General features: G+C 61.7%; 19 protein-coding genes. 11 read left to right on the top strand and 8 right to left on the bottom strand.

Annotated elements, in window-relative coordinates:
• The first annotated feature begins 12 nt into the window (after positions 1-12).
• From BACI9J_RS10555 to BACI9J_RS10545, 3 genes are read left to right on the top strand one after another with little or no spacing between them, the layout of a single operon-like run.
• Positions 13-870 (top strand): fumarylacetoacetate hydrolase family protein, encoded by an 858-nt coding sequence (locus BACI9J_RS10555; RefSeq protein ID WP_159734328.1) that lies wholly within the window; start codon positions 13-15, stop codon positions 868-870.
• A complete protein-coding gene (locus tag BACI9J_RS10550; protein ID WP_159734327.1) occupies positions 870-2606 on the top strand; it encodes an FAD-dependent monooxygenase in 1737 nt (578 codons plus the stop codon). The genes BACI9J_RS10555 and BACI9J_RS10550 overlap by 1 nt, the downstream gene beginning before the upstream one ends.
• Positions 2584-3822: a DUF3500 domain-containing protein gene (locus BACI9J_RS10545; RefSeq protein ID WP_159734326.1), complete on the top strand. Its 1239-nt coding sequence runs from the start codon at positions 2584-2586 to the stop codon at positions 3820-3822. The genes BACI9J_RS10550 and BACI9J_RS10545 overlap by 23 nt, the downstream gene beginning before the upstream one ends.
• A gap of 78 nt (positions 3823-3900) precedes the next feature.
• Here the strand turns inward: BACI9J_RS10545 and BACI9J_RS10540 are convergent, their stop codons facing one another.
• The 4 genes from BACI9J_RS10540 to BACI9J_RS10525 form a co-directional block, all read right to left on the bottom strand.
• Positions 3901-4968: a quercetin 2,3-dioxygenase gene (locus BACI9J_RS10540; RefSeq protein WP_159734325.1), complete on the bottom strand. Its 1068-nt coding sequence runs from the start codon at positions 4966-4968 to the stop codon at positions 3901-3903.
• Between the two features lie 83 nt (positions 4969-5051).
• Positions 5052-7331 carry an alpha-L-rhamnosidase gene (locus tag BACI9J_RS10535; protein ID WP_159734324.1) on the bottom strand — a complete coding sequence of 760 codons (2280 nt, stop codon included), beginning with the start codon at positions 7329-7331 and terminating at the stop codon, positions 5052-5054.
• A 50-nt stretch (positions 7332-7381) separates the two neighbouring features.
• Positions 7382-8671 carry a glycoside hydrolase family 1 protein gene (locus tag BACI9J_RS10530; RefSeq protein WP_159734323.1) on the bottom strand — a complete coding sequence of 430 codons (1290 nt, stop codon included), beginning with the start codon at positions 8669-8671 and terminating at the stop codon, positions 7382-7384.
• A 46-nt stretch (positions 8672-8717) separates the two neighbouring features.
• A complete protein-coding gene (locus BACI9J_RS10525) occupies positions 8718-10022 on the bottom strand; it encodes an MFS transporter (RefSeq protein WP_159734322.1) in 1305 nt (434 codons plus the stop codon).
• A 189-nt stretch (positions 10023-10211) separates the two neighbouring features.
• On the opposite strand from BACI9J_RS10525, the gene BACI9J_RS10520 reads away from it, so the two are divergent.
• Entirely contained in the window at positions 10212-10823 is a 612-nt protein-coding gene (locus BACI9J_RS10520; protein ID WP_159734321.1) for a TetR/AcrR family transcriptional regulator, read from the top strand.
• 75 nt (positions 10824-10898) lie between these two features.
• Here the strand turns inward: BACI9J_RS10520 and arfB are convergent, their stop codons facing one another.
• Both arfB and BACI9J_RS10510 read right to left on the bottom strand, forming a co-directional pair.
• A complete protein-coding gene (gene arfB / locus BACI9J_RS10515; RefSeq protein ID WP_159734320.1) occupies positions 10899-11318 on the bottom strand; it encodes an alternative ribosome rescue aminoacyl-tRNA hydrolase ArfB in 420 nt (139 codons plus the stop codon).
• 114 nt (positions 11319-11432) lie between these two features.
• Positions 11433-12101, bottom strand: a complete 669-nt coding sequence (locus tag BACI9J_RS10510; protein WP_236558652.1) for a TetR/AcrR family transcriptional regulator — start codon at positions 12099-12101, stop codon at positions 11433-11435.
• Positions 12102-12188: 87 nt separating this feature from the next.
• Between BACI9J_RS10510 and BACI9J_RS10505 the strand changes: the two genes are divergently transcribed.
• The 5 genes from BACI9J_RS10505 to BACI9J_RS10485 all read left to right on the top strand — a co-directional run bounded on the left by BACI9J_RS10505 (position 12189) and on the right by BACI9J_RS10485 (position 15355).
• Positions 12189-12644, top strand: a complete 456-nt coding sequence (locus BACI9J_RS10505) for a nuclear transport factor 2 family protein (protein ID WP_159734319.1) — start codon at positions 12189-12191, stop codon at positions 12642-12644.
• A complete protein-coding gene (locus tag BACI9J_RS10500; RefSeq protein WP_159734318.1) occupies positions 12641-13516 on the top strand; it encodes an SDR family oxidoreductase in 876 nt (291 codons plus the stop codon). Before BACI9J_RS10505 ends, BACI9J_RS10500 begins: the two co-directional genes overlap by 4 nt.
• 17 nt (positions 13517-13533) lie before the next feature.
• On the top strand, positions 13534-13929 hold the full coding sequence (locus BACI9J_RS10495) for a hypothetical protein (protein ID WP_159734317.1): 396 nt from the start codon (positions 13534-13536) through the stop codon (positions 13927-13929).
• Positions 13930-14027: 98 nt separating this feature from the next.
• A complete protein-coding gene (locus BACI9J_RS10490; RefSeq protein ID WP_159734316.1) occupies positions 14028-14648 on the top strand; it encodes a dihydrofolate reductase family protein in 621 nt (206 codons plus the stop codon).
• Positions 14648-15355, top strand: a complete 708-nt coding sequence (locus BACI9J_RS10485; protein WP_159734315.1) for an MBL fold metallo-hydrolase — start codon at positions 14648-14650, stop codon at positions 15353-15355. Before BACI9J_RS10490 ends, BACI9J_RS10485 begins: the two co-directional genes overlap by 1 nt.
• 89 nt (positions 15356-15444) lie before the next feature.
• On the opposite strand, the gene BACI9J_RS10480 is transcribed toward BACI9J_RS10485, so the two are convergent.
• The gene (locus BACI9J_RS10480) at positions 15445-15870 is read right to left on the bottom strand and encodes a hypothetical protein (protein ID WP_201296557.1); all 426 of its coding nucleotides are present in this window, start codon (positions 15868-15870) and stop codon (positions 15445-15447) included.
• Positions 15871-16103: 233 nt separating this feature from the next.
• Between BACI9J_RS10480 and BACI9J_RS10475 the strand changes: the two genes are divergently transcribed.
• Together BACI9J_RS10475 and BACI9J_RS10470 are read left to right on the top strand one after the other, a co-directional pair.
• On the top strand, positions 16104-16586 hold the full coding sequence (locus BACI9J_RS10475; RefSeq protein ID WP_159734314.1) for a pyridoxamine 5'-phosphate oxidase family protein: 483 nt from the start codon (positions 16104-16106) through the stop codon (positions 16584-16586).
• Positions 16587-16592: 6 nt separating this feature from the next.
• Complete coding sequence (locus BACI9J_RS10470; RefSeq protein ID WP_159734313.1) at positions 16593-16949, top strand: TraR/DksA family transcriptional regulator; 357 nt, start codon at positions 16593-16595, stop codon at positions 16947-16949.
• A gap of 16 nt (positions 16950-16965) precedes the next feature.
• On the opposite strand, the gene BACI9J_RS10465 is transcribed toward BACI9J_RS10470, so the two are convergent.
• Positions 16966-17226, bottom strand: a complete 261-nt coding sequence (locus tag BACI9J_RS10465; RefSeq protein ID WP_159734312.1) for a hypothetical protein — start codon at positions 17224-17226, stop codon at positions 16966-16968.
• Positions 17227-17271: the final 45 nt, after the last annotated feature.

Genomic DNA, 17271 nt, shown 5'->3' with positions numbered 1-17271 from the left:
GAAAGGCCCACAATGCAGTACATAGGCATCAAACACGACGGCGGAACCTGGGTCGCGGCGCTCAGCGGCGAGCGCGTTTTCCCGCTGGCGTCCGTGACGGACTTCTGGGCTGACGCGGCCCGTTGGCAGGAGAAGGCCCCGGCGATTATCACCGATCCTGCCGGCGGCGGCGAGCGCGAATTGTTCACCGAGGTGCCGTTGGTTCCGGCCTCTGCCCGTGTGATCTGTGTGGGCCTGAACTACAGGGCGCACGCGGCAGAGGGCAGTTACAAGGACCAGGAGTTGCCCTCACACCCCACCCTGTTCGGCCGTTGGACGGCATCGTTGTCCGTGGGAAACGTCCCCGTTCCGGTGCCCGGCAATGAAGAGGGTTTGGATTGGGAGGCAGAGGTGGCCGCGTACATCGGCAAACGTGTCGAGTCAGTGGACGAGGCTACTGCGGAGGACGCTGTGTTCGGGTACTCGACGTTCAATGACATCACCGCCCGCCGGGCACAAAAGCTGACCTCTCAGTGGACGCTGGGCAAGAACGGCGACTTCACCGGCCCGCTGGGCCCGCTGGTCAGCCGGGACGAAGTTGGCGATCTCAGTGATGGCCTGCAGGTCCGGACCCGTGTGAATGGGATCGAGGTGCAGAACGGCAATACGAGGGACATGATCTTCTCCGTCCCTGCCATTATCGCGTTGATCAGCCAGACCTTCACACTTCACCCCGGTGACGTCATTGCCTCCGGTACGCCCGAAGGCGTGGGCTACGCCAGGACGCCGCAGTGGCTCCTCAAGGCGGGCGACTCCGTGGAGGTTGAGATCGACAAACTGGGTACCTTGGTGACCCCCATCGGTGATCCTTCACTCCGGACGAGGGCGTGATGAGTGCCGTGCACAGTGCGCGTCCGGCAGATCTGCCGGATGAGATCCCGGTCCTGATCGCCGGTGGCGGGCCCAGCGGGTTGTTCCTCGCCTTGGACCTTGCCCAACGGGGGATCCGCAGCCTGGTGATCGAGCCCCGCACCACCATCGATCAGGATCGGCCGCGCGCCAAGACCACCAACACCCGCACCATGACGCATCTGCGCCGGATCGGGCTGTCTGAGGCGCTGCGGAAGGCGGCCCCGCTCCCGGTGGAGTTCGCGCAGGACGTCATCTTCTGTTCCTCGTTGACGGGCCGTGAAATTCGGCGGTTCCCGAACGCTTTCCAGCTTGTAACCGGACGTTACGCCCCGCAGCCTGAATGCGGGCAGCAGGTGCCGCAGCCCGTGCTTGAGTCTGTGCTCAGGGAAGCAGTTGAGGCATCTACCTATGCCAGGTTGCTGACGGGATTGCGGGTGGAGTCCCATGCGGCCTCGGATTCAGGACAGTTGGTCTCCGTGGTTGACGCGGCGGGCACCTCCAGGACCGTTCGCAGCAGTTTTTTGGCAGCAGCCGACGGCGGCTCGTCAACAGTCCGCCGTGGGTTGGGAATACGACTTGAGGGCGGTTCGGCAGCGCTGTCCAATATCAGCATTCTTTTCCGCTCCGCTGACCTCGCCGACACCATCAGCCTGGACCCCGCCGTCCAGTACTGGGTCCTTGGCCCCGGGACGGCCGGCATGGTGGGCCGTATGAACATGGAACAGATCTGGTGGGCCATCATCCAAGGGGTGGACGTTGCCGCCGGTACCCAGGATGTGGATCCTGTTGGGCTGGTCCGTTCTCTGGTTGGGGCCGACGTCGATGTTGATGTGATTGCCACGGATCCCTGGACAGCCCGCATGCTCCTGGCTCCCCGCTATGGCCGTGATGGGGTATTCCTGGTGGGAGACGCCGCGCACCAGAATCCACCGTGGGGTGGGCACGGTTTCAACACGTGCATAGGGGACGCCGCAAATCTGGCGTGGAAGATTGCTGCCGCCCTGGAAGGGTGGGCGGGACCGGCATTGCTTGACAGTTATGGTGTTGAACGCAGACCGGTTGCGCAGCGAACCATCAACGACGCCGCAGCCAACGGCAAAGCGCTCGCATACCACTTTGCAGATCCTGCGCTGGAGCTTGAAGGAGCGGCCGGCGATGCCGCGCGGGCAACCGCTCGCGCAGCCCTGGCGGTCAAGCAAAGTGAGTTCGACTCTTTGGGCCTGGTCCTCGGCTATTCCTACTCGGGGTCTCCTCTGGTTGTCCCCGATGGAGCGCCCGTACCCGCCGAGGATCCCATCCTTTACACGCCCTCGGCCACGCCGGGAGCCCTGCTGCCGCATGCCTGGTTGGATCATTCAACGTCCCTCTATGACGTTCTTGGTCCCGGTTTCACGCTGCTTGTCGACGCCGAAACCCTGGGTGGTGCCGTGGTGGAGGATGTCTACGCTCGGGTCCTTGCGACAGCCGCCGAACAGGGCGTGCCGTTGACCGTGCTGGCCGTAGGGCCGGCCGTGAACGGGCTTGCCATGGCGGATCTCTGGGCTGCCACCGCCGTTCTTGTTCGTCCTGACCAGCACGTAGCCTGGCGCGGTTCGTCCGCGGAAGCTGCGGCTCACGCCCTGCCTGTCGCCGCGGGATGGACCCGCCCCGAAGCATCAGAAAGTGAAGCATCAGAGATCAAGGAGAGCGCACATGCCGACGCCGTCATTTCGTGAATACCTTTACGCGCCGGAGCATCCCCGGGTAGCGAAACTTCGCGGCCTGGATGCACGCTCCTACGCGGAAGCCGCCAAGGACGATTCCTTCGCCGGTCCCATGATTGAGGGCTGGAAGAAGCTATACCCGGCGCCGTTTGCCGGCGTGACCAACGATGGTGTGGTGCGCGAAGGCTTGTTCCCGCAAACTGAAGCCCGTCCCGGCGAGGAGGCTCCGACGTCGGACATGGTTGCTGCCGCGGAGAAGCTGCTTGCGTTGCTGGGCCCGGCGCAGCGCGAGCGGCTGACTTACGCCGTGGACGCTTACGAATGGCAAAGCTGGGCCAACCCCGAATTCATGCAGCATGACACCGGACTGCGCCTGGATCAGCTGGACGTTGCCGTCAGGGAAGCTGCCTTGGCTGTAGTTGAGGCCAGCCTCAGCGCCGAGGGTTACGCTTTGGCACGGAATCTGATGAGGATCAACGGCTTCCTTGGTGATCTGGTGGACTTGCCGCTGCTCATGAACGAGTTCAGCTACAACTTTGCGCTCTACGGAGACCCTTCCGAAACCGAACCTTGGGGCTGGCAGCTGTTCGGCCACCATGTGGCACTGAACTGCCTTGTGGTTGGAAGCCGGCTGGTCATCTCACCGGTTTTTTTGGGTGCTGAACCGGACGGGATCGACGCCGGCCCTCACCAGGGCGTCAAGGTCTTCAAAGAACGCATTCAGTGGGCGCGGGAACTGATGGATGCCCTGCCGGAGGCGCTCCGTGCCGAGGCTGTGATATTCGAGCGCATGCAGGACCCCTCCATGCCCGAGGGGCGCCTGCATCCCGGGGACGAACGGCACCTGGCGGGCTGCTTCCAGGACAACAGGGTCATTCCCTATGAGGGCATCCTGGTCAGTTCGATGCCGGCTGCGGCGGTGTCCCTGCTGGACAACATCGTGGAGGACTCCATCGCCTACCTGCCCTCTGGACCACGAGCTGCCCGGATCCGTGAGATCCAGGCGCACTATGGGGAGACCTACTTCTCATGGATTGGCGGTTGGAAAGGCGAGGAGGCCTTCTACTTCCGCATCCAGAGCCCCGTGGTCATCCTTGAGCTGGACCACCACACCGGCGTTTTCCTTGACAACGACGAACCCGCCCCGTTCCACATGCACACCGTAGTCCGCACCCCCAACGGCAACGACTACGGCCGTGCCCTGGTCAAAGCAGCCATTCCCGGATAACCGGGTAGACGAAAAGGAAGAAGGCCCGGATCCTTTCACAGGATCCGGGCCTTCTTCGTTGTGCATGCGCTGCGACTGCTAGATGTCCAAAGCCACCCGGCGCTGCGGAGGAGGACCAACCACTGTCAGGTCCATTTCAGCCTGGGCCCGACCGAACCCTTCCACGTCCATGTAGGGCTCACCGCCCTCGGTGTAGATGTAGTCTTCCGTGGGCTTGTTGAAGTACTCGAAGAAGCCGTTGAACACTGATGGCGTCAAGAAGCCAACCATTTGGGTGTTGTGGGCGTCGAAGGCGAAGGAATGGATGGTGCCGGCGGGGGCATGGACAAAGTCACCCTTGGTCAGCAGCATTTCCCGTCCGTTGGCGTAGAGCCACATGCGGCCCTCGGTACAGAGGAAGTTCTCGGTGTGCTCGGAGTGGAAATGCAGCGGGATGTAAGGGGATTTGGCACCCTTGGTGTGAACGGCGAAGTAGGTATCGCCCGTGTTCTGCGGCCTTGAAAGGTAGGAGAACATGGTCTGGTAACTGACAAGCCGTTCGCCTTCGCCTGCACTGAGGAAGTACGGGCTCAGCGATGCCGGCAGGCCGGCGTTCTGTTGGAAGCCGGGCTGGACGCGTTCGAGGTCAGGGAAGGTGAGACCGAATTCGGCGCCCACTTCTTCCTGCTCCTGGATGGTCAGCTTGTGGCCTGCGTGTGCGGGTGGAACGTGGGAGTTGACAGGCGCGCCTACGCGTTCGTAGTACGCTTCTGCGCCACCGGGCGTCATCCAGTTGAGGAACCGCGTGTAGTGGCTGGCCATCCGGTATGCGTGCGGGGTGCCGGGGGGAATGACCACGGAGTCTCCCGGAGTCAGGATGCGGCTTTCGCCAGGCAGCCAGACGTGGAGGATTCCGTCGAAGACGTACAGGGTTTTGTGTTCGATTGCGTGGGTGACAAAGGCAGACTCCGCTCCCATGCCGCCCGAGATATAGGCTGCACTGAAGATCCCTCCCGTGTCCGCTGCCCGGGCGATCACGGTGACCAGCTGGCCGTTGACCTCATAACGGATGCCCTCACCGGAGGCCATGTAGTAAGGGACCGCTTCGCCCGGGAGCGTATTGGACAGGGGGAGTGCTTTGTTGATTTCCTCGACGCTGAGGGACATGTGGTTCCTTCTTTCCTTCGTCGGACTGTGTGCCTGTTAGTAGCTTTGCTCATTGCACCCGTGGCGCGGAGCGGTGATTTCAATCATTGGAAGGTGAGCTCTGCGGGGCGCACGCTCCGGCTGTGCCGGCCCGACCCAACAATTTCATCCTCGCTGCCGGGAAGCCGGAGGACGGCTTCGCTGCCATCCGGCACAGTGGCCGAGACTTCGAGGCGTCCGTTAACGAGCTCCCACCTCACCGAAGCCAATCCCAGCGGGGTTTCCAGACTGCACTGCGCCCATTCCAATCCGCCTCCGGGCCTGGGGGCCATGAGGATGCGCCGGTATCCCGGTTCCAGCGGTGCAATTCCGCCGATGGTCCTGTGCATCCAATCCACCACGGCGCCCAGCGCGTAGTGGTTGAAGCTGGTCATTTCGCCGGGGTTAATCGTGCCGTCGGGCAGCATCGAGTCCCAGCGCTCCCAGATCGTGGTGGCACCCATGCTTACCGAATACAGCCAGGACGGGTTTTCGGTTTGGAGCAACAATCTGTAAGCCTCTTCGAGGTGTCCTGTATCCGTGAGTGCATCGGTGACAAACGGTGTGCCGGCAAAGCCGGTAGAGATCCGGAACCCTGACTTTGCCACCAGTTCCGCGAGCCGTTCACCGGCGAACTCCCTGTCACTGTCATTAAGGATTCCGAACACGATGGCCAGCGCATAGACAGTTGTGCAATCGCTAAGGATGACCCCATCAGAGATGTAGTGCTCCGCGAACGAGGTTCGGAGCGCATATGCCATGTCCCCGAACTCAGTTGAAGCGGCCTCATTCCCGAGGACCGCTGCGGTAGCGGCCACCAACGACGCCGTCCGGAACGCACACAGCGTCGCCACCACATGCTTGTCAGCTTTGGCGGCCCATGGCTGGTCCGGCGAGGCGTCGGGATCAAGCCAGTCTCCAAACTGGAAACCGGTGTCCCACAAACCGTTAGGGGAGAGCTTGTTCCGAAGCCGACGGGCATGCCCGGTCATGGACTCGAATTGCTCCTCCAGCACGCGCTTGTCCCCGTACGCAGTCCAGAGGGCCCACGGAACCCACACTGCGGCATCGCTCCAGACCGCTGCGCTGTCCGGAGCGCCGAACTCGGCAGGCTGTTCGATGTACTTCAGGACGTTGGGGACCACGAACGGCACCAAATCATCGTCACGCTTTTGTTCCAGCGCCAGGTCGCGCAGCCAATCCCTCAGGAAGTCGCGGCTATCGAACAAGAACGCCGCGCTGGGTGCGAAGGCAGAAAGATCACCGGTCCAGCCCAACCGCTCGTCGCGCTGCGGGCAGTCCGTGGGAACGTCCACGAAGTTGCCGCGCATACCCCACACTGCGTTCTCGTGCAGGCGGTTCAGCAGCGGGTTGGACGTCTGGAAGGAACCGATCCGCTTCATGTCCGAACTGATGACGACGGCGGTCAGGCCGCCGCCGTCGCGAAGGGAATCGGCGCCGCCTGGCCACCCCTCAACCTCGGCGTAGCGGAAACCGTGAAAAGTCAGTGTCGGCTCAAAAACATCTTCTCCGCCGGACAACGTGAAGCGGTCAGTCGCTTCCGCCGAGCGGAGGGGGCGGGTACCCAGCTCGTTTTCTTCCAGTACCTCCGCGTGACGTACCGTCACTACCTGACCCGAGGGCCCGGTAACCGTGGCCCGGACCCAGCCAACCAGGTTCTGGCCGAAGTCCACCAGCACCTTACCTGCGGGGGATGTCCATACCTTTACCGGCTGCAGTTCCATCTGGCGTCGCACGGGAGGGCCGATGTATGGCTCAAGGCGGCTGAGGTCGTCGTCGAGCACTTTGGCGGCCGACCATTCAGAGGAGGAGAAGCCGGGGGACAACCAGGCATCGGAAAAACGCCGGGCATCAATGGACTGTCCGTCGTATAAGTCGTTGGCCGTGGTGGCCGACGGGCCGGCCGTCCACGATTCGTCCGTTCCGATGACTTGCTCGTAGCCATCGGTAAACCTGACCCGGAGTTCAGCGAACGCGCCGAGCTCATGGCCGTAGTACTTCGAACCCCCCGACCACGCCAGCCGGCCCCGGTACCATCCGTTTCCGAGAGCGAGCCCAATGACGGTGGTTGTGGCTACCATTTCGGTCACGTCGAGCTCGCTGTAACGGACCCGCCATTCATAACTGGACCAGCCCGGAGTGAGCAGGTCTTCCGAGGCCCGGCGGCCATTGACCCATGCCTCCACCACGCCAAGCGCGGAGAGGAACAGAGTGGCGGACTCAACGTCGCCGTGGCTGTCGTCAAGACGGAACTCGCCGCGAAGCAGCGGTGCGCCGTCAAAGTCGGTGTCCGCAGCAATCATGCGCGCGTGCCAGGTAGTCATCAGGTGATCTCCAGTATCAGGGCTTTGGGTGCGTACTCAGGTGGGCAGTGCTAGGCAGGCTGGTTGAGGAGGGAAGCGGAATCGGTGACCTCAAGGGATCCGCCGTTGTTCTGCGCTACGCCGCCCAGCCAGTAGGCACTGGGCTTGGGGGTTCGCTCCTGCGTGGTCCGGTCCACTGCTATCAGTCCAAACTTGGGAACGTATCCGAAGATCCACTCGAAGTTGTCGAACGCGGTCCATGCGATGTAGCCACGGACATCAATGCCGTCAGCCAAGCAGGACGCGACGCCGGCAACTGCCGTGCGGAGGTAGTCCAAACGCTGGGTGTCGTCCTCGGTTGCCAGGCCATTCTCCGTGACGATCACGGGGATCTCCGCAATCCGCGCAGCTTCGCGGATGGTCGCTTCCAAGCCCTCCGGATAGATCTCCTCGCCCATCTGATTAGTGGGCACGCCGTCCCCGGCATGGACAAGACCTTCGGCTCCAAACACGGTGCGGCCGTAGGTCTGGATGCCCACAAAGTCATCTCCCCGGGAAGCTTCCAGGAAGCGCTCGTTAACTTCGCGGCGGATACGGTCAGCGTTGGCTTCCCCACCAGCTGCGGCATGAATGTCGGTGTTGGCCAGCGTCCATCCCACCATGAGCTCGGGATAACGGGTCTTGATGGCGTTGCGAGCGGCGTGATGTGCTGCGAGCTTCACCTCGAAGCCTGCCTCGGAGACGGTGAATTGGAACGGGGCAACCCTCGCTGCCTCGATGTTGAGGTGCTCCGCAGCTGCCGCCCAGATGGGTACTTGACCGCGGCTTTCCGCAGGACCGCCACCAATGCCGATTTCTTTCAGCAGCCAGGGAAGGTTTGGTTCATTGAGCGTGCAGGCGACGCCGATCAGGTCGCCGAGGTGCTCGGTAACGCGATCGCAGTAGCGGCCGAAGCGTTCCGGCGTCGCTGCATCCTCCCAGCCGCCGGCGGCAAGCAGCCACACCGGCGAGGTGAAGTGATGGAACGTGACAACCGGCGTCAGGCCATGCTCGTGGCATACTTCCAGCACGCGGCGGTAGTGGTTCAGGGCCGCCGTCGAAAATTGGCCTTCCTCCGGTTCGATCCGTGCCCACTCCAGGGAGAACCGGTAGGTGGTGAATCCGAGGCTCGCAATGAGTGCAATGTCCTCGCGGTAGCGGTGGTAGTGGTCGATCGCGTCGCCGGAGGGCTCGGCGAAGATGGTGCCGGGCAATTGCTCCAGGAGCCACGTGTCGCTGTTGACGTTGTTCCCTTCAACTTGGTGGGCGGCGGTTGCGACTCCCCAGAGGAAGCCGACGGGGAAAGACTGGGAGGTGGTCATGGAGGTTCCTTTATGTGTCTGTTTGTCTGGATAGGCAGTCCGCTGTTTAGCGGACACCCTTGATGAACGTGACGGTGATGCTTCCCAAGGCGCAGAGCGCGGCGGCTGCAGACCAGAGGAAGCCGTAGTTGTGGCCGCTGCCGATAGCGAGGATCGCAGGGGCGGCGGCCGGGACGATGATGTTGGGGATGCTGAGGGCGAGGCTGAAGACGGCCATGTCCTTGCCGGTGTCCCGGGCATCGGGGAGGACAGCGGCGCAAAGGGCCAGGTCAACGGTGAGATACATCGCTTGACCCATCGCGAAGACGATCCAGGCCACGATGAATTGTTCGAAGGATGTTGCCGTGGCGCCGAGCACCAATGCAGTGGCCATGAGGAGCGCCGCGCCAATGACGAACGGCTTGCGGCGGCCGATTTTGTCTGAGAGCCAGCCGGAGGCTGTAAAGAAGAGGATACTGACGGGAGCCGAAATCAGTGTCAGCAGGCCGGCGCTCTTTCCGGCCTCGGCGATCGGCATGCCGAGCCCGTCCATCAGGAAGAAGATGAAGTAGGCAAACAGCGCAGTCATGGCAATGCCGGCGAGGAATCGAGAAACCCAGGCCCACGCGAAGTTGGGGTGCTTCCGTGGATCTACGAGGAACGATTTCGCCAGGCCTTTGAGGTCAAGGGGCGGCAGCTCGGCGCGGGTTTTCGCCGGATCTTTGTAGAGCACCAGCAGCGGAATGCTGCACACGAGCGCCAACAGAACAGGTACGCACATCATGAGCAGCGGCGCGTCCACCAGCCAGGCGGCGAGGTAGGACCCCGCGGACATTGCCAGCGCACCGGCCATGCCCATGGCACCCATCACACGTGCCCGCTTGTTGTCCGGAAGGGCCTCAATGGGAATGACCGCGTAGGCGTTGAACGCAGCTTGGGCAGAGACCAATGCAACCACGTAGGCCGCGACTATGACCGGAGTAGAGGGCGCGGTGCCGATCACAGCTGCGGCGAGCAATGCGGGGACCAGCCCCCCAATGATCCATGGGCGACGCCGGCCAAACCTGCCCGCGGTGCGATCAGAGAGTGCTCCGGTCAGCGGGATAGTGACGAGCAGGAGCAGCGAACTGATGGAGACGGCCATGCCATAGCTTGTCTCCTTCGCTGCCGGGTCTACTGCTGCCAGGCGCAGGGAGAGTGCTGTGCCCAGGGTCAGGCTCATGATGTACATGCCCAGTGCGGCGATGAGGACCAACGCCATGGTCTTTTTGCTGGACAGTGGCTGTAGCTGTTGTTGCGCTTGTGGCTGCTGTTGCTGTGGTTGCTGTTGCGCTTGGGCTGTTTCAATGACGTGAGCTGTGGGGTCACCCATGAGAATCCTCCTTTGGACCAGAGCCACCGTTGGCTCCTTGTGACCGGTAATGCGGGCCGTTGACGGACCGACCCGTGATGTCTTCCTGCAACGTTAACTAAACTTTGACCACATTGGAATAGTTTCGTGCAGATTTCTTTACCAAAGTGGAAAGGAAACTTGGTAGCCTCGTTCAAAGGAGGTCTACCTATGGATCAGGAAACCCGCGGCCCGGGCCGTACGGGAAAGCGCGCCCCTTATGCGAACGGCGCGAAGAAGCGCGCGGAATTGGTGGAGGCAGCCTTCCGGGTGTTCGCCGAAAAGGGGTATCTGGGCCTCTCCATCCGCCAAATCGCTGAGGCGGTGGGTACCAGCCACACTGCACTTCTCCACCACTTCGGGAGTAAGGAAGCGCTGCTGGAGGCCGTCCTGGTCCTCCGCGAAGAACGCGAAGGCCCGTGGCGCCAAGAGCTCATCAGTGAGAAGGGGCTCCTCGAAACGGTGCCGGCCGTCATGCGGCACAACGCCGGGATCCGCGGAGTGATCCACCTCGATGCAACCCTGCGGGCCGAAGCCATCAGCCCCGACCACCCGGCCCATCACTTCCTGCTCCGGCGCAATCAGGACTTCGTAGACTCGGTTCAATCCGAACTCGAACGCGAACTTGCCGCCGGACGGCTTCGGGAAGGCTTCCCGCCGGCTGTCCTGGCCCGGCAAATCACAGCCCTGGTTGACGGGATTCAACTGAGTTGGCTCTACGACGAATCCGTGGACATGGCCGAACATCTCCAAGGCTTCATGGACCTGATCAAGAAAACCTGATCCGGGGCCGTGGGGCGTCCGCGTCTTCCATCGCGGCGGGTCCCGCTAACGGCCGTCACGAACAGGGGAGTCGGGCTATTCGGCGGCAGGCCGGCGTCGTTGTTGCTTGGTAGCGGACCTGAGTTCTTTTGCTGCACGGTGACGGCGGGCGGAACCACGTGTTGGCTTGGAGGCGCGCCGCACCGACTCCGGGACAAGGCCCGCCCTGATAAGTTCAGCGAGCTTGACCACTGCGATCTCACGATTGCGCAACTGGGATCTCTCCTCCGACGCCGTGACTGTGATGGCGCCGCCGACGAGTCTTCTTCCCAGGCGCCTGAGCAGAAGCTGCCGCTGCTCATCTGTCAGGCTGGGGGATTCGGCAACATTCCACGTCAATTCCGCCCGGCTGTCCGTGGTGTTGACGTGCTGACCGCCCGGTCCTGACGAGCGGGAGAACCGCCAGCGGAGTTCCGAAGCGGGGATGGTCAGCGACGGCGGAATTTCCAGGTCCATGGATCAAGCCTTGCACGTCAGATTGGCCTACATGGTCAGGTGGTGCCGGCTGACATCATCGGCGCACCCTCATTGCACCTGCCCGAATACCTGCCGGCATCATGACCGGACCCTCTAGCCACTGGCGAGATTGGCCATCAGAGTTGAGGCAATGAAGGAGCCGAACTGCTCCGCTGTCCAGCCGCGTTTCATCACGAGGACCTCGAACAGTTCAGGGGCAGTGCAGGCGAACATGACATCGGCGGCTTGCTCCGCGCTCACGTCGGCTCGGAGGAATCCCCGGTCAAGCAGATGCTGCGCGTTACGAAGCATCCTGCCGTGGCGCGCCTCCTCGACTTCTTGCAACAACGCGGCCATAGCTGAGTGGCCGGTCAATGCGGCATCACGGATAAGAAGGTTGATGGGCACCACAAGCGGACTGACCTCTGCGGCAAGTAGGCCAAAGTGGTGCATCAGCGTCAGCGGATCCTCCGCGGTCCGCTGCGCCAACTCAGAACGCTGCTCCGCTGCTGATTGTTTCGACCCGAGAAGGCTTTGCTGTTGGATGGCCCGTACCAAACCGGCCTTGCCACCGAAGGATTTGTAAATGGTTTCAGATGAGACGCCGGAGGCTGTTGCCACCTGGGTCACGGTGGTCCCGCCGAATCCTTGCGTCAGCAGCAGATGGCGGGCACGATCAATCACTGTCTGCCGGGATGCTTCCGCAGCTTGACGACGACGGCTCGCGTCATAGCCGCGCCGAGCCGACGATGTTGCCTCAGGACCCTTGACCGTCTCCATCATCAACCCTAGACTCCAATCAATACAGAGAACTGTATTGAATTGACGATACCAGAGGTACCTGGGGACGTAGAGCTCAAGGGAGTCAAGATGAACATCGTGGCCGGCTTGGAATCCCTCCCGGAAGGTCCGGTTCGGCGCATGTTCGCCGCGGCGGGGGATCACGACCTTGAAGCGTTGGTGGCAGAATTTTCCGAGAACTACATCAACATCACCCCCAATCATCCGGAGCGCAACTTCGCCGGCACCCGGCAGGTCAGGGCCAACTGGACCAGTCTTTTCGCAGGCATTCCGGACCTGGCGCTTCAAGTCCACAACGCGGCTGCTGCTGATGAACGAACCGTTTGGGTTGAATGGAGTCTTCATGGCAATCGTCGCGACGGACCGGCCGTAGAACTAGCGGGGGTGGCGATCTTCACCGTGGACCAAGGGAAACTAGTCGGCGTACATTTCTACCTCGAGCCCGTGGAACGTGCTTCGGGTGACATAGATATCGCTGTCCGAACAACCGCGGGTCCGGTACTTCCTGTTGGGCCGGAGCCATGATTCTCGTCGTCGGTGGCACAGGGCGTTTGGGTGCGCGCGTCACGAAGGATTTTGCACGAGCCGGCATAGCCTTCCGCATTATGGCGCGCGGCCACTCACAGCCTTTCCCGGAACGGGATCATGGCGATTTCGAGGTCTTCCGAGGTAGCTTGTCCTCGGCGTCGGACTGCCTGCGTGCTGTTCAGGGTTGCGGGCAGGTGGTCTTTGCGGCATCGGGATTCGGCTTGAAAAAAGGGGGCACACCTCGCACCGTTGATCGCGACGGTGCATTGCGGCTCGTGGAAGCGGCCACAGACGCCGGCGTTCGGCACGTAGTGATGATGTCCATGCATGGCGCCGCTGCCGACGCGCCGACCAACTTTCTCCGCATGAAGTTTGCCGCAGAGGAAGCGCTCAAGTCCTCGGGAATGGGCTGGACGATCATACGAATGAGCGCAAATCTGGAACAGTTCCTGACCGTCATGAGTCAGCCACTTGAGACGGGTGGTAAGGTGCTCGTTTTGGGATCAGGCGACGTACCAGTGACATTCACCTCCACTGCTGACGCCGCAGCCCTGGTGGGTCTGGCTATTTCCGATCCAGCGTTACCAGGGCAAACCATTGAGTGGGGTTCCGGGGTCCATTCCCTCAATGAGCTCGCCGCTGCCATCCTGACCAACGGCGGAGGAGGCGAAATCAAGCGCATTCCGGTGCCCGCCTTACGCATAATGTCCGTGGCTGCGCGGCCGTTCTCGCCATTTCTGGCCAGAATGGCCACCGCGGCGCTTTGGATGGAGTCTGGCGCGGCGGCCTTCGATCCCATGGTGCAGCGACGAGCATTTCCTGAGATCCCCGTCCGTGATCTGAAAGAGAGCCTCGGTCCACGTCCTTAGGCGCTTAGGATCGAGTCATGGCCGGTTCCCTTGAAGTCCTCGGCCCCATCCTGGAGATGATGACATGGGTGGGGTTCGTTCCGGGCGTGCCACTTTTAATCAGCGCATGGATCATTGCCGGGCGGCGTTGTGTCTGGGGAACGGCGGACGGAGAACAGTTCGCGGCAGGAGGATTCCTGGGACTGCAATGGCAGGACCAATCTAATGAGGATCAAAAAGTCCTGCTGGACATTCCCGCCCTGGACGGGAGTATAGATTCGCGGTCCGTGGTGGTCCATTATGACCTTTGCCATCCCTCCCGATGCTCGCTGCGGCCCCCGCGCCATGACAACACAGTATTGATTCTGGGGTGGATCCTAACCGGCGTTGGGATAGTCAGCACCCTGGGCGGATTCGTCCTTCTTTTTCTCTAATGCTCCTCCTCCAGCGTCAGGCTCTTGAACACCGGATCGCTCAGGACTAGCGTTTCCCGCGCATGGTCAACGCGCACGGCTAAACCGAGGAGAGTGCTATGAGTGAGACCACCGCCACCCTGATGGTGGACCTGATCATTTCCCTGGACGGCTATGCATCTGCCGAGGGGTGGCCCGGCTGGTGGGGACTTGAGGGCCCCGAGTATCTGGCCTGGCTTGAGGAAGAGGGGAAGAAGGACTTCACCACACTCATGGGCGCAAACACGTACCGGGTAATGTCCAGTATGTCCCAGCAGGCTTCTGATGATGATTCAGCGTTTTCAGAAGAAGAGGGAGCGAGCCTCAGCGGGTTGGCCGCCATGCCTAAAATCGTCTTCTCCTCAACATTGAAAGAACCCCTGGCGTGGCCTAACTCGGAGCTGATTTCCGGAGACGCCGTGGAGGCCGTGAGGGAACTGAAGAGGTCCCGATCCGGAACCTTCAGCACGCTGGGCAGCCTTAGCCTCTGCCGTTCACTCCTGACGGCCGGGCTGGTGGACAGATATCGGCTGGTGATCTTTCCCGTGATCACCGGCAGGACCGGAAGCGAGCGGATCTATGATGGATACCCGGATGTTTCCCTGGAACTGGTGGCCAGCCGCACGTTCGATGGCAGGTCCCAGCTACTGGAGTACATCCCCACTGTTATTGACGGCCCACCACCGACACGGCAGGGCTGATGATGCGTCAAGGTTTTGAAACCCACCCGGAAGGCCCGTTCCAGCCGGAAGTCATTGTCCGGCAAGTGCATATGCCCGCAGGGGTAGCGGGGCCCACGGAAATCAGTTTTGACGTTCGGTGTTTCCTGCTGCCTTTACCAGGCGGAATTGTTGTGATCGACACCGGCATGGGGGATAACACCATCGATATCAACGAGGCACTGGAACGCATGGGAGCAGGCTGGGCTGACATCTCCGATGTTGTGATCACCCATCAACATCCCGATCATGTGGGCGGGTTGAACGATGTCCTTGAAAAGGCAGGGAATGCTCTGGTGTGGGCGGGTGAAGCAGATGCCGCAGCTGTTTCTTCCGGAATTCGTACTTCAGGCCGTGCATCCTTCGAAGCGAAGGTGCAATCCGCAGCCGAAGGTGCTTCCGTTCGTGGACTGCGGGTCATTCACACCCCCGGTCACACTCAAGGCCACATCAGCCTCCTGCATGAAGACGAAGGCTTGCTGTTCGTGGGTGATGCCGTGGGCAGCATGAACGGGGTAATGGTCCGGCCTCCGGCTCCCTTCACTGCTGACCCGGCAGAGGCTGAAGCATCGCTTGGGAAGCTTGCCCGTTTGACGCCCCGAAGGATGCTGTTTTCCCACGGAGCTGAGATTCCCGACGCCAACAGCAGGCTTAGGGAGCTTCTGGACCAGCCCGCGCCCCAGCCGTAAATCCGCACCAGCCCAGCCCCCTTGCCCCAAACACCGGGCGGGACAAACGGCGCCACAGGAAAAGGAGGCGCAGGAAAGGAACCGCTGACCTACCGGGTTTTCTGTTCCTGACGAGCACCAGTGTGTTCGAGAAGTGGCGCCAGGCACTGAGCGTAATACGTCATGGCTTCGGCGAAGGTGAGCAACTCCAGTTCGGCCGGACCTCCGGGAACCGTCAGGTCTACGTGGCAGAGAACCGGTTCGCGGCTGATGCCGTTGGCGGTCAGCGTGGCAATGCCCCAGGGGCGGCCGGGCTCGGTCACGGAGATTCCGGCGGCGTCGAAGGGATCGCGCAGGACGTAGTGGGTGACCGTCCGCCAGGACTGGAGATACGGCGGCTGCAATTGCTCTATGAGGTCATCATTATTGCTGTGATAGGCCTCCACGAGGGCAGCGCTCAGTCCGTCCCACTCGTCGGCGTCGCGGACCATCAGGTGCGCGGTCTTCAGGCGGTCTATGGTTTCATTCAACGTCATGGCAGTCCCCAAACTTCCCGTCCTTTTTGCCTGCCATGCAATGGCAAGCCTGACCGCCGTCGGCGTGTCACTCTCAATGAGAACGGATGAAGCCCCGCCATGATTCCCAAAAGAATGGGAGGACCTGCGTTGTGTCCGGCCTGCGACATTCCTCGTCCACCTAGCAAATCAGTAGCCTTACTAATAGGGTGGCTGGGGGGAGAGTCCCCAGCGTAGGAGAAGTGAGGCGAAGAATGACCGAAGAACAAGAAATCAACAAAGTCACTGACATCATCAACGACTCCAAGATCGGAATGCTCACCACCGTTAACGAAGATGGTGCGCTGGTCAGCCGGCCGCTGGCCGTCCAGGAAGTCAAGGACGACGGCGACATGTGGTTCTTTACCGGCCTGGGAACCTCGCAGGTTGCCCATGTGCGCCAGGACCCGCGGGTCAACGTCTCCTTTGGCAAGAACACCGAGTGGGTCTCCGTGGCCGGGACTGCCGAGGTTGTCACGCATCGGCAGAAGATCCACGAGATGTGGAACCAAGTGGTGGAGGCGTGGTTCCCCGATGGCCCTGACACTCCTGAGGTTTGCCTGCTTCGAGTTGATTCAGATTCAGCGGAGTACTGGACCAGCCCGGGTGGAACCGCTGCTACGGTCCTTCAATGGGTCAAGTCCAAGGTCACCAACTCCCGGTTCAGCGTGGGTGAGAGCGGCACCGTGGAACTATGACCCGCCATGGTTGATGCCCAGCGGTTTCGGGTTCTCCTGGAGGAGGAACGGAATCGGAAACTCGAGTTGCTGACGGCGCTGGGAAGCGACATCACCTCGGTCAGTCTCGCCCGTCAGGATTCCAATGTGGACGACGAACACGATCCCGAAGGCAGCACCATAGCGTTCGAGCTTTCCCAGGCGTCCGCTCTCATGGGCCAAAGCCGGATGGGTTTGGAGCAGATCGAGGCGGCACTGGCCAGGATCGCGGACGGAACGTACGGGCGGTGCGAGGTCTGCGGTGTGGCGATTCCCGAGGGCAGGCTCGAGGCCCGGCCTTGGACACCCTTCTGCGTCCAGCACGCCTCAGGCAAACGGGATTGACCCCCAGGAAGCTTGGTCAGCCGGACATTCCCGGTGACAAGGGAACGAATTCAATACCCTGCTGAACCTTCTTCCTGGGGCCCCGGTCAAAGCCCTTGGCATCCAAATGGTTCGCCGCACGGTAGGTGGCCAGCGCTTCGTCGTAAATTTCATTGAGACGCCGTGCCGTGAAGACTTCCTCGGTTCCGTCGGCAAAGATCACGGACACCTCGGTGCTGGCGGGAAAGTGCCGTTTCATCCGGATGAATCCTTGGGCGTCCTGGTGCAGGGAAATCACGTGGCAACCGCGCTTTCAGTAGTGGTGGTGTCAGTCTTTGGTATT

The organism is Arthrobacter sp. 9V (assembly GCF_902506065.1).
Taxonomy (GTDB): Bacteria; Actinomycetota; Actinomycetes; order Actinomycetales; family Micrococcaceae; genus Arthrobacter.
This window is presented reverse-complemented; position numbering and strand designations above follow the sequence as displayed.